Origin of the sequence: Actinacidiphila yanglinensis (assembly GCF_900107965.1) — a bacterium.
In the GTDB taxonomy this organism is placed as follows: domain Bacteria; phylum Actinomycetota; class Actinomycetes; order Streptomycetales; family Streptomycetaceae; genus Actinacidiphila; species Actinacidiphila yanglinensis.
The window spans coordinates 191,736-203,181 of record NZ_FNVU01000014.1; the positions used below are offsets into that span (position 1 = coordinate 191,736).

At 73.2% G+C, this 11,446-nt stretch carries 10 protein-coding genes; 7 read left to right on the forward strand and 3 right to left on the reverse strand.

Annotation, left to right across the window (positions count from 1 at the left end; all coding sequences use genetic code 11):
• Nucleotides 1-47: 47 nt before the first annotated feature.
• Both C4U44_RS28025 and C4U44_RS28030 read left to right on the forward strand, forming a co-directional pair.
• Complete coding sequence (locus tag C4U44_RS28025; protein WP_103888829.1) at nt 48-689, forward strand: TetR/AcrR family transcriptional regulator; 642 nt, start codon at nt 48-50, stop codon at nt 687-689.
• Between the two features lie 76 nt (nt 690-765).
• Nucleotides 766-1,308: a hypothetical protein gene (locus C4U44_RS28030; protein WP_103888830.1), complete on the forward strand. Its 543-nt coding sequence runs from the start codon at nt 766-768 to the stop codon at nt 1,306-1,308.
• 90 nt (nt 1,309-1,398) lie between these two features.
• Here the strand turns inward: C4U44_RS28030 and C4U44_RS28035 are convergent, their stop codons facing one another.
• The gene (locus tag C4U44_RS28035) at nt 1,399-3,351 is read right to left on the reverse strand and encodes a glycoside hydrolase family 2 protein (protein ID WP_103888831.1); all 1,953 of its coding nucleotides are present in this window, start codon (nt 3,349-3,351) and stop codon (nt 1,399-1,401) included.
• A 171-nt stretch (nt 3,352-3,522) separates the two neighbouring features.
• Here C4U44_RS28035 and C4U44_RS28040 point away from each other — a divergent pair, with 171 nt between their 5' ends.
• From C4U44_RS28040 to C4U44_RS28055, 4 genes are all read left to right on the forward strand, one after another.
• Nucleotides 3,523-4,575, forward strand: coding sequence for a LacI family DNA-binding transcriptional regulator (locus C4U44_RS28040; protein ID WP_103888832.1), 1,053 nt, complete (start codon nt 3,523-3,525; stop codon nt 4,573-4,575).
• Between the two features lie 256 nt (nt 4,576-4,831).
• Nucleotides 4,832-6,172 (forward strand): extracellular solute-binding protein, encoded by a 1,341-nt coding sequence (locus C4U44_RS28045; RefSeq protein WP_235032398.1) that lies wholly within the window; start codon nt 4,832-4,834, stop codon nt 6,170-6,172.
• A gap of 13 nt (nt 6,173-6,185) precedes the next feature.
• Complete coding sequence (locus C4U44_RS28050) at nt 6,186-7,172, forward strand: carbohydrate ABC transporter permease (RefSeq protein WP_103888833.1); 987 nt, start codon at nt 6,186-6,188, stop codon at nt 7,170-7,172.
• The gene (locus C4U44_RS28055) at nt 7,169-8,050 is read left to right on the forward strand and encodes a carbohydrate ABC transporter permease (protein ID WP_103888834.1); all 882 of its coding nucleotides are present in this window, start codon (nt 7,169-7,171) and stop codon (nt 8,048-8,050) included. The genes C4U44_RS28050 and C4U44_RS28055 overlap by 4 nt, the downstream gene beginning before the upstream one ends.
• A gap of 37 nt (nt 8,051-8,087) precedes the next feature.
• On the opposite strand, the gene C4U44_RS28060 is transcribed toward C4U44_RS28055, so the two are convergent.
• Nucleotides 8,088-9,014, reverse strand: a complete 927-nt coding sequence (locus tag C4U44_RS28060; RefSeq protein WP_103888835.1) for a LysR family transcriptional regulator — start codon at nt 9,012-9,014, stop codon at nt 8,088-8,090.
• Between the two features lie 71 nt (nt 9,015-9,085).
• Between C4U44_RS28060 and C4U44_RS28065 the strand changes: the two genes are divergently transcribed.
• Entirely contained in the window at nt 9,086-10,291 is a 1,206-nt protein-coding gene (locus C4U44_RS28065; RefSeq protein ID WP_103888836.1) for a TDT family transporter, read from the forward strand.
• 13 nt (nt 10,292-10,304) lie between these two features.
• Here the strand turns inward: C4U44_RS28065 and C4U44_RS28070 are convergent.
• On the reverse strand, nt 10,305-11,446 hold a 1,142-nt coding region (locus tag C4U44_RS28070; protein WP_235032399.1), incomplete at its 5' end, for a peptidoglycan recognition protein family protein.

Below are 11,446 nucleotides of genomic sequence, written 5' to 3' on the forward strand. Positions count from 1 at the left end.
CCAGATGCAGAAATATCCCGGGTGCGGCTTTCTGCTACGGTGGCGCCGTGGACGGACAGCCAGGGCTACGGGAACGAAAGAAGCTGCGGACCCACGCGGCGATCTCCGACGCGGCGATCGCGCTGTTCCTCGCACACGGCTTCCAGCAGGTCTCGGTGGCGCAGGTGGCCGAGGCGGCCGAGGTGTCCAAGCGGACGCTGTTCGCCTACTTCCCGTCCAAGGAGGACCTCGTCGTCCACCGCCTCGCCGACCACGAGACGGAGCTCGCCCGCGTCGTCCGCGCCCGCCCGGCGCGGACCGCGCCGCTGGCCGCGGTGCGCGCGAACTTCCTCGACGGGCTGGCCCGGCGGGACCCGTTCACCGGGCTCAACGACGTGCCCCAGGCACTCGGACTGCTGCGGATGATCCTCGGCACACCCTCGCTGGTGGCGCGGATGGAGGGGTTCAGGACCGGCGCCGAGCGCGCGCTCGCCGAGGCCCTGCGGGAGACGGCCGGCATCTCCGAACCCACCGCGCGGCTGGCCGCCGTCCAGATCGTCGCGGTCCACTGGGCGCTGGCCCTGGACAACGCCGCGCGCATGGCCGGCGGGGAGCCGGCCGACGCGCGCCACCCGGGTGCGGTCGCCGACGCGGACCTCGCGTTCGGGCTGCTGGAGCACGGTCTGGGGGACCTCAGCGGTCGGTCGTGACGACGAAACCGGCGTGCCGCCGCGGGCTGCCGTTACGATCCTGGGGAATCGAACAACCGGGCGGAGGAGAGAACGCGTGAGCAGCAGGCCAGACCTGGTCGGTGTCGTCGGGTCCGCGCGGGCCCTGGGCTCCCTGGCGGCACTGTCGGGAGCGGTCGGGGCGCTGCCCGTGCTGCTCGGGCACACCAAGGGGTTGAACGGCACGGTGGTGGCGGTGATCGGGGTGCTGCTGTTCGGCATACCCTGCGCCTGGTTCGCCGGGCCGCGGCGCGCCTGGTACCGGGCCCGGCTGGAGGCGGCGGTGCCCGCGCCGGACGGCTCGGTGGTGACGGCGCCGGAGGACACCTTCGAGCGCGTCACCCGCCCGATGACGTCGACGGTGGTCGTGACGATCGGCGTCGGGCTGCTCATCGCCTGCACCACCGGGGTCCCCGCGGGACTCGTGCTCACCGGGGTCGGCGCGGGCCTGCTGATCCAGGCCCGCTGGGTCGCGCGCCAGGAGCGGGTGAAGGGCGTACGGCTGCTCTGCCCGGCCTCCCCCGGCCGGGTCGCGGCCGACGACCCGCACCTGTCCGCCTACCAGGAGGTGCCCTTCTACACGGTGCCCGCGCGGGCCTGACCCCGCGCGGCGCGACCCGCGGGTCCGGGCGCCGGTGCCCGGCCTCGTTCCGGCGGTGCCCCGGCGCCTTCAGACGGTGTGCCGCAGCGTTCAGGCGGCGTCCGGCGCGGCGCCGTCCCCCTTCTCCCCGGTGACGATCTCGCTGATCGACTCCAGCGGCAGCTTCGGTGAACCGTCCGAGAAGAGCAGGCCGTTGGTCTCCTGGGCGGTGTCCATGAACTGCGTGTAGCAGAAGCCCGCCACCAGCGGGCTGTCCCGCAGCGCGGCGAACATCTCCCGCAGCAGTGCCGCGTACTGCGTGTCGGAGCTGGTGTACGTGTACGCGAAGTCGCCCTCGTCGGCGCGCAGCGAGAGCCCGCCGAACTCGGTGATCATCAGCGGGGCGTCGCCCGCGGCGAACCGCTCGGCCTGCCGCGCGGTGAGCGTGAGCGCGCGGCCGGACGGGCTCCGGCCGGACAGGACCGCGGCGAAGGCGGCCGCGTCGCCGTAGCGCGCGGTCAGTCGGGCCGGGTCGGCGGTGTAGTCGTGCACGCCGAGGATGTCGCTGTCGGTGTGCTCCCAGCCCTCGTTGGAGATGACCGGACGGGTGGGGTCGAGGGCGCGGGTGAGGTTGGCCAGCGCGACGGAGAAGTGCAGCTGCGCGGGATCGCGGGCGAGGTCGGTGACGCCCCAGCTCTCGTTGATCGGCACCCAGGTGACCACGCTCGGGTGGCTGCGGTCGCGCCGGACCAGGTCCAGCCACTCCCGGGTCAGCGAATCGGCCGCCTCCGCGCAGAAGTCGTACGTCGCGGCGGTCTCGCCCCACACCAGCAGGCCGAGCCGGTCCGCCCAGTACAGGAACCGCGGGTCCTCCGCCTTCTGGTGGACGCGGGTCGCGTTGAAGCCCATCGCCTTGGTCAGCTCGACCTCGCGGCGCAGCTCCCCGGTGCCGGTGCTGGCGAGCAGGGTCCGCGGGCGGTAGCCCTGGTTGAGCACGGAGCGGACGAAGTAGGGACGGCCGTTGAGGAGGAAGGCACCGTGCCCGACGCCCACGTCGCGCACGCCCACGTAGCTCTCCACCCGGTCCACCAGGCCACCGGTGCCCGCCGGTTCGCCGTGGTCCGCCGCCCCACCGCGGTCCTCGCCGCGGTCCTCGCCGCCGCCCGCGAGGTCGCCCTCCTCGACGGTCGCGAGGTCGCGCACCGTGACCCGCGCGTCGAGCAGCACCGGGTGCTCGGGCGACCACAGCACCTGCTCCCGGTCGATCCCGTTGCGCAGCGCGGGGATCGGCACGTCGATCCGGGCCCGGCGGCCGCCGACCACGGTCGAGGTACCGGCCAGCACGTGGTCGCCGCGGCTGATCACGACGTCCACGGCGAGCGGGCGGGCCGGCGGCCGGGCCAGCGTGACCTCGGCGGTCACGCCGTGCGCGGGATCGGTGGTCCAGGCCAGGCCGGCGACGTGCTGCGCCGGCACGGACTCGGCCCACACGCTCTGCCAGATGCCGGTGGTCCGCTCGTACCAGACCGCGTGCGGGCGTTCCTGCCAGTCCTGCTTGCCGCGCGGCTGCGCGAGGTCGGCCGGGTCGTCCTCGGCGCGGACCACGAGGACGTGCTCGGCCGCGCCGGGCCGCAGCGCGTCGGTCACGTCGGCGGTGAACGGCGCCTGGCCGCCGACGTGTTCGGCCACCAGCCAGCCGTCGAGCCAGACCCGGGCGCGGTGGTCCACGGCGCCGAAGTGGATCAGCGACCGGCGTGCCGCGGCGCCGGACCCGGGGGCCGGGTCGGGGACCAGGACGTCGTGCGGGACGCTCCGGCGGTACCAGACCACCGGGTGCCGACCGGTCTCGCCGATCCCGGACGCCGGTGCCTCCGGCGGGAAGGGCACGGTGATCCGCCGGTCGAACGGGTCGCTGCCCGCGGACCCGTCCGGCGCGAACCACGCCTCGCGCTCGCCGACCGCCGCGTCGTCGTACCCGAAGTCCCACCCGCCGTCCAGGCTGCTCCACTGCTCCCGGCAGAGCATCGGCCGCGGATACGACCCGTCCTGCTCGCTCGCCCTCACGGCTCCTCCTTCTGCCTGCCCGGCAACGGGCGTCGTAAGATTCGTGTGATCACGCGTGATCACAGCGGGCGTCCAGCTTGAGCGATTGTTTGCAACGATGCAAGAGGCAGTGTCCCGAGCGGGCGCGACCAGACCCGACCCGAGGGGGGACATCCGGTGGCCAGAGTTCGAATGCGCGACGTGGCCGAGCACGCGGGCGTCTCGGTGCGCACCGTGTCCAACGTGGTCAGCGGATACACGCACGTCAGCGACGCCACCCGGGCCCGGGTGCAGCGCTCGCTCGACGAGCTCGGCTACAAGATGGACTACCTCGCGCGCGGCCTGCGTTCGGGCCGCACCGGGTTCGTCGCGCTGGCCGTGCCGTTCCTCGTGGAGCCGTACTTCGCCGCGCTCGCCCAGGCCGTCATCCAGGCCGCGGCCCGGCGCGGCATCACCGTGCTCGTGGAGTCCACCGGGGGCGACCGCGAGGTGGAACGGCGCATCCTGGCCGGCGGGTTGACCAATGTCGCGGACGGCGTGCTGTTCAGCGCGCTCACCGCGCCGGCCGCCGACGTGCCGCCGGCCGGCCCGGACTTCCCCCTGGTCATGCTGGGCGAGCACAACGTCTCGGACCACCTGCCGCGGGTCGGCATCGACAACGTCGCCGCCGCCCGCACCGCGGTGGAGCACCTGCTCGCGCAGGGCTGCCGCCGGATCGTCGCGCTCGGCCGCAACGGCAGCGAGAACGGCCGGCAGCGCGCCGAGGGCTACCAGCAGGCGCTGTCCGCGGCCGGCGTGCGACGGGTGAACTGGCTGGTGGAGCCGGTGGACGACTGGACCCGGGAGCACGGCTACGCGACCGTGCGGCGGCTGCTGGAGGGCAGCGGACCGCTGCCGGACGCGATCTTCGCCTTCAACGACGCGCTCGCGGTGGGCGCGCTGCGTGCGCTGGACGCCTCGGGGGTCCGGGTGCCGGACGAGGTCGCGGTGGTGGGCGTGGACGACATCCCGGAGAGCGCGTACACCCACCCCCCGCTGACCTCGATCGCCCCCGACCTGGACGTGATCGCCGAGCGCGCGCTCGGCCTGCTGGACGCGCAGACGCGCGCGGCGGGCAGGACCGGGACCGGCGACGCCGCCGAAGGGGCCCCCGACGCGGACGCGGACTGGCACGGCCCGTCGGAGGCCACCCCGTTCCGCCTCGTGGTGCGCGAGTCCTCGCTGCGCCCGGCCCCGGCGCCGTAACTCCGCCCGGCCCGGCGACGCACATCCCGACGGTCGCGGCGGCGTACGGCCCCCGCGCGGGTCCGTCCGCGGCCCCGCTCCCCCGCGGCCGCCCCACATCCGGCCCGCATCCGGCCCGCACCTGCCGCGGCCTCGCCGGCCCGACGCCGCTCGTGGCCGCCGCAGGGACTTGTCGCCGATCTATTGCAACGTTGAAAATCCTATGTCAGGGTCTCCCGCATCGAGTTCACATCGACGTGACGAGGTGAGTACGCCTATGAGCGGAGCGCTGGCGCGCCGCCGGTTCCTGGCGCTCGGTGGCGGCCTGGCCCTGTCCGGAGGACTGACGGCGTGCGCGTCCCCGTTGGCCACCGGCCTGTCGGGCGCCCAACCGGACACCGCCGACGTCATCTACTGGAACCTGTTCACCGGTGGCGACGGCGCCAACATGGTGCTGATGGAGGACGCGTTCCGCAAGGCCCACCCCGGGCTGTCGGTCGAGGCGACCATCCTCGGCTGGGGGAACCCGTACTACACCAAGCTGGCGCTGGCGACGGCGAGCGGCACCCCGCCCGACGTCGGCATCGCCCACCTGTCCCGGCTGCCGCTGCTGGCCGCGGCCGGACTGCTGGAACCGGTGGAGGACGCGGGCGTCGGCGAACTCGGCATCACCGCCGACAAGTTCACCCCCGCCGCCTGGCACAAGGCCACGGTGGGCGGGACGGTCTACGCGGTGCCGCTGGACACGCACCCCTTCGTGCTCTTCTCCCACACCGACCTGGCGCGCAAGGCCGGGCTGCTCGACGCGACCGGGGCCGGCCTGAAGCCGATGAAGGACGGCGCCGCGTTCACCGACGCGCTCAAGGCGATGAAGGACGCCGGGGCGCAGTACGGCGCGGTGATGTCGACCACCGCCGACCCGGCCACCTGCTGGCGTTACTTCAGCATGATCTACTCCGGCATCGCCGGCCCGGTCGTCACCGACTCGGGCACCCGGATCGCCGTGGACGACGACGCGGCGGAGTCGACGTTCGCGTTCATGCAGAGCCTGACCGCGGGCGGCCTGATGCCCAAGAGCCTGACCGGGTCGGGGGTGAACGCCCTGTTCAGCACCGGCAAGGCCGGCTTCCTCTTCGACGGCGAGTGGCAGATCCCCACCTACCGCGCGGTCAAGGGCTTCCACTTCAACGTGACGCCCTTCCCCGCGCTGCTCGGCCCGAAGCCGGTGGCGTACGCCGACTCGCACTCGCTGGTGATCCCGCGCAGCGGCAAGCGGTCCGCGGCGCGCACCGCGCACGCGGCGCTGTTCATCAGGAGCCTGCTCGACAACAGCGCCACGTGGGCGCACGGCGGCCACGTGCCCGCCTGGCTGTCGACCCAGCGCAGCAAGGCGTTCCTCGACCAGTCGCCGCAACGCAACTACGTGCAGGCGGCGTTCAACGCGGTGTACGACCCCGTCGCCTGGTACACCGGCGCGGGCTCGGACTTCCAGAACACGGTGGGAGCGACCGTCATCGAGGTCATCGCCGGGCAGATCAAGCCCAAGGCCGCGGTGGCGCAGCTGCGTTCCGACCTGAAGCGGTACACGACCGCCCGACCGCCGGTCACGATCGGATAGGAGGCCGCCCACCATGACGACCCTCGCCTCTGAACGGCCGGCCGAGCGTCCGGCCCGACGCATCACGCTGCGCACCGCCTCCCCGCGCGCGCCGCGCTCCGACCGCCGGGCCGGACTGCTGCTCAGCTCGCCCTTCCTGGTCATCTACCTGCTGTTCATGATCGGCCCGCTGCTGGTCGGGGTCGTGGTCAGCTTCTTCAACACCACCACCGTCAAGAGCGGTCTGGGCGGATGGGTGGGCCTGTCGAACTACAAGGCGGTCTGCGAGGACTCGCTGTTCTGGTCGGCGATGTGGCACTCGGTGCTGTTCACGCTGATCACCACCCCGCTGCTGGTGGTGCTGGCCCTCGCGTTCGCGATCCTGGCCTCCCGGATCCGGCACGGCACGGTCTTCTACCGGCTGGCGTTCTTCGCGCCGTACGTGGTCCCGTCGTCGGTGGTCGCGCTGATCTTCCTGTGGATGTACACCCCGCAGGTCGGGCTGATCCCGAAGATCTTCGACGCGGTCGGCCTGACCCCGCCGGACTTCATCGGCACCACCTCCGGCGGCTGGACGGCCGTGGTGCTGATGACCCTGTGGTGGACCTTCGGCTTCAACTTCGTGCTGTACACCGCCGCGATCCAGGACGTGCCGCCCGAGGTGTACGAGGCCGCCGCCATCGACGGGGCGAGCCCGTGGCAGCAGATCCGCTTCGTGACCGTGCCGCTGCTGGGCCGCACCACCAGCCTGGTGCTGATCCTCCAGATCCTCGCCTCGCTCAAGGTGTTCGACCAGATCTACCTGCTGCTGGGCGGCGGCCCGAACCAGTCCACCCGCCCGGTCATCGAGTACATCTACGACACCGGTTTCACGTCGTACCGCGGCGGTTACGGTGCCGCCGCGACCATGGTCTATTTCGTCATCATCGTCGCGATCTCCGCGGTCTGGTACGTGCTGCGCCAGCACCGTACGGCCGCCGCCGAGCGGCCGGCACCGCGGCCCGAACGGAGGACCTCATGACCACCCTGGCCCCTGTACGCGGCCGCGCCCAGGCCCCGGCGGCGACCGCGGACGGCGGCAACGGCGCGAAGCTCTTCAACCGCCTGTGCGTGGTGTGCCTGACCCTCTTCGCGCTGATCTGGCTGGTGCCGTTCGTGTGGGCGCTGATCACCTCGCTGCGCTCGGACGGCTCGATCACCGAGAAGCCCACCTCGCCGTTCGCGGGCGGCTGGTCCTTCCACGCGTACTCCTACGCCTGGGACAACTACCCGCTGGGCTACTGGTACCTCAACAGCCTGGTGATCGCGACGCTCGCGGTGCTGTTCACCGTCGCCTTCTGCTCGATGGCGGGGTTCGCGCTGGCGCTGCTGCAGTTCCCGGGGCGCAACGTCGTCATGGCGCTGGTCGTCGCCGGGCTGATGCTGCCGACCGAGGCGCTGGTGCTGCCGCAGTTCGTCGAGTACCGCTCGCTGCACCTGCTCGGCACGTACTGGGCCCTGGTGCTCCCGTCGGTCGCCGCGCCGGTCTCGGTCTTCGTCTTCCACGCCTTCTTCCGCGGCATCCCGACCCCGCTGATCGAGGCCGCCCGGCTGGACGGCGCGAGCTGGTGGCGGATCTACTGGTCGGTCTGCCTGCCGATCTCCCGCCCGGCGGTCGCCACGGTCGCGATCCTCACCTTCATCTCCTCCTGGAACGCCTTCCTCTGGCCACTGCTCGTGCTCAGCCAGACGAAGTCCCAGACGGTCCCGGTCGGCCTGTCGTCGCTGGTGAACCCCAGCAACATCCAGTACGCCGAGGTGATGGCGTCCTCCGTGCTCGGCTTCCTGCCGCTGATCGCGGTCTTCCTGGTCTTCCAGCGCCAGATCGTCCAGGGCGTCGCGACCACCGGACTCAAGTAGCCGCCGCGCCCGCCCTTGCGGAGTGATCGCCCGCGGGTCACCCGGCCGGGGCCGAGCCGCGGGCGATCGCGGCGAGTTCGCGGGCCGCGCCCGCGAACTCCTGGCCGGTGCGGTGCACCACCCGCAGCGTGCGGGTCAGGTCGAGTCCCTCGACGGGGACGGCGACGACCGTGCCGGCGGCGAGGTCGTGGGCGACCGCGAGCGAGCTGAGCACGGCCGGTGCGACGCCCTCGGCCACCGCGGTCTTGATGGCCGTGGTGGAGGACACCTCGATGACCGGTGCGGCGAGCGGGCGGGCGGTCCGGGCGCGCAGCGCGCGTTCGAGGGAGAGCCGGGTGCCGGAGCCGTGCTCGCGGCTGACCAGGGACGTCGCCGCCAGCTCGGCCGGGGTGACGGCTGCCGGCGGGCGGCGCCGCGCCCAGGGGTGCTCCGGGTGCACGATCACGATCAGCTCGTCCCGCCCCACCGGGTGGGCGGTGAGGCCGCGCGGCACCGCCGGGCCCTCCACGAAGCCGATCGCGGCGGAGCCGCCCAGCACCGCGGCGGCGACCTCGTCGGAGTTGCCGGTGGTCAGGGCGACGGCGGTGCCCGCGACCGCCGTGTGGAACCGGACCAGCCAGTGCGGCAGCAGGTACTCGGCGATGGTCATGCTCGCGGCCACCGGCAGCCGCGCCTCGGCGGTGAGGTGCAGCGAGGTGATGCCGGCCTCCAGCGCGGCGGCCGCGTCGAGCGCCGTGCGGGCCCAGTCGGCGACCAGGGCGCCCTGCGCGGTCAGCCGCGAGCCCTGCGGGGAGCGCTCCAGCAGCGTGACGCCCGTCCGCCGCTCCAGGTACCTGATCCGAGAGCTGGCCGCCGGCTGGCTGATGCCGTGCTCGCGTGCGGCGGCGCCCAGGCTGCCCAGGCGTGCCACCGACAGCAGCAGGTCGAAGGGGCCCAGGTCGCTGACCCGGCTGGTCAAGGGCATAAGTCAAGTCTATGACGTCATGCCGGACTGCTCCCTAGCGGCGGGCCGGGCCCGGCCGGATGGTGGGAGGCATGACCCACTCGTTCGCCGCACCGTCGCGATCGGCCGGCCGGCGGCCCGGCCGCACCCTCCCCTGGGGGCTGCTGCGCGAACTCGACCGTCCCTCCGACCTGTTCCGGCACCTCGGCCCGAACTGGTTCGCCTCGGTCATGGGCACCGGCATCACCGCGAACGCGGCGGCGACCCTGCCGGTGCACGCGCCGGGACTGCGGACCGCCGCCACCGCCGTGTGGGCGCTCGCCGCGCTCCTGCTGGTGGCGCTCACGGCGGCCTGGGGCGTGCACTGGACCCGGCACCGGGAGCAGGCCCGGGCGCACGCGGACCACCCGGTGGCGGCGTACTTCTGGGGTGCCCCGGCGATGGCGCTGATCACCGTCGGCGCGGGCTCCCTGTCCCTCGGGTCGGACTGGATCGGGCCGCACGCGGCGCTCGGCGTCGACGCGGTGCTGTGGACGGCGGGCACCGTGCTCGGGCTGGTCACCGCGGTGTGGATCCCGTACCGGGTGATGACCGGGACGGGAGTGCCGGCGGACGCCGCGTTCGGCGGCTGGCTGATGCCGGTGGTGCCGCCGATGGTCTCCGCGGCCACCGGCGCCGCGCTCGTCCCCCATCTCGCCCCGGGCCAGGGCCGGTTGATCCTGCTGCTGGGTTGCTATGCGATGTTCGGGATCAGCCTGTTCGCGAGCGTGGTGATCATCACGCAGATCTGGGGCCGGCTGGTCCGGCACGGGATCGGCCCGGCCGCGATGGTCCCCACCCTGTGGATCGTGCTCGGCCCGCTCGGCCAGTCCGTCACCGCCGCGAACCTCCTCGGCAACGTCGCCCACCTGGCGCTGCCCCACCCGGACGCGGCCGCGGCCCAGGCGTTCGGCTTCCTCTACGGCGTCCCCACCTGGGGCTTCGCCATGATGTGGCTCGCGCTGGCGGCGAGCGTCACCGCGCGCACCCTGCGCACCGGGCTGCCCTTCTCGCTGACCTGGTGGAGCTTCACCTTCCCGGCGGGCACCTGCGTGACCGGCACCAGCGCGCTGGCCGTGCACCTCGGCTCCACCCCGCTGAAGGTGGCGGCGGTCGCCCTCTACGGCCTGCTCGTCGCCGCCTGGCTCACCGTCGCCGCCCGCACCGCCGCCCACAGCGCCCGCGGCGGCCTCTTCAAGCCCGCGCAGGCACCCGCACCCGCTCCCGGGCCGCCGGCGCCCGCCACCGGCGCGCGCTGACGGCCCGGAACCCTCACGTGCGGGCGAACGCCTGGCGCACCGAGCCGCCGACGACGGCGCACCACGTGCTCAGGTCCACCTTGCCGTTCGGGGTGAGGCCGTGCAGGCGCTGCATGCCCTGGACGGCCTTCATCGTGGCGTGGTCGTAGGTGCCGTTGACCGTGACGTCGGCGTAGCCCTTGCGGCTCAGCATCAACTGGAGCGCGTTGACCGGCAGTCCGGTGGCGTCCTTGTCGAGGCAGGGGGCCAGGGCCTCCCACGTCGCGCTGTCGAAGGTGCAGTCGGCGGTGACCGGGATGCCGTGCGTGGTCTGGAAGTCCTCGACCACGGGGTTCATGTCGGTGCCGAAGACGCCGTCGGTGGCCAGGGTGTACCCGGCGTTGTCGAGGAGGTACTGCGCGACCTCGACCACCGGGCCGTCGACGAACCGCCAGATGTCGGGCCAGCGGCGGTCGGGGACCTCGGCGAGCGGGGTGCCCATCGCCTTCAGGACGCGCGAGCGCACCATCGGGAACTGCGCGTAGAAGGAGATGCCGGGGCAGTCGGTGGTGTAGAAGTCCCAGTGCCCGAAGATGTCCCACGCGTGCAGGTCGAACTGCCGGCACACCGCGACGCACAGCTCCACCAGCGAGTCCAGCAGCGCGTCGGGCGGCGTCTCGGTGATGTAGGTGCCCTCGTTCTCGATGCCGATCGCGTTGCCGTTCTCCCCCGGGCAGTGCGCGGCGATCACCTGGTGCTCGCCGGTCTCCAGCGTCGACAGGCTCTGGTGCCGGCCCTCCAGGACGTACCCGCCGCGGCTGACCGTGAAGTGCTGGCCGGTGTCCGCCCACCCGTTGGTGTCCATGTGCAGGTTCTGGCAGTCCTTGGCCAACTGGATCGCGTGGTCGCGCGAGTAGTCGGTCACGTTCGGGAACGCCATGTGGTGCAGGATGATCTTGTTGGTCTGGTTGCCGGTGATCTGGATCGGGCTGGACGGGGGCCGGGCGCCCCAGGTGTCGCAGTCGATGATCCAGGGGAACTCGGCGGACGGCGTCGAGGGCGTGGCGCCCGCCGCCCGCGCGGCACCGGGGAAGGCCAGTTCGGTGCCGACGACCGCGGCCACCGCCCCTCCCAGACCCACCTTGAACAGGGTGCGGCGATCGACCTCGTGCTCGT

Coding starts and splice junctions, on each gene's coding strand:
- C4U44_RS28040 (WP_103888832.1), top strand. CDS start 3,523: ATGCGCGACGTGGCCGAGCACGCGGGCGTCTCGGTGCGCACCGTGTCC.
- C4U44_RS28045 (WP_235032398.1), top strand. CDS start 4,832: ATGAGCGGAGCGCTGGCGCGCCGCCGGTTCCTGGCGCTCGGTGGCGGC.
- C4U44_RS28050 (WP_103888833.1), top strand. CDS start 6,186: ATGACGACCCTCGCCTCTGAACGGCCGGCCGAGCGTCCGGCCCGACGC.
- C4U44_RS28055 (WP_103888834.1), top strand. CDS start 7,169: ATGACCACCCTGGCCCCTGTACGCGGCCGCGCCCAGGCCCCGGCGGCG.
- C4U44_RS28060 (WP_103888835.1), bottom strand. CDS start 9,014: ATGCCCTTGACCAGCCGGGTCAGCGACCTGGGCCCCTTCGACCTGCTG.
- C4U44_RS28065 (WP_103888836.1), top strand. CDS start 9,086: ATGACCCACTCGTTCGCCGCACCGTCGCGATCGGCCGGCCGGCGGCCC.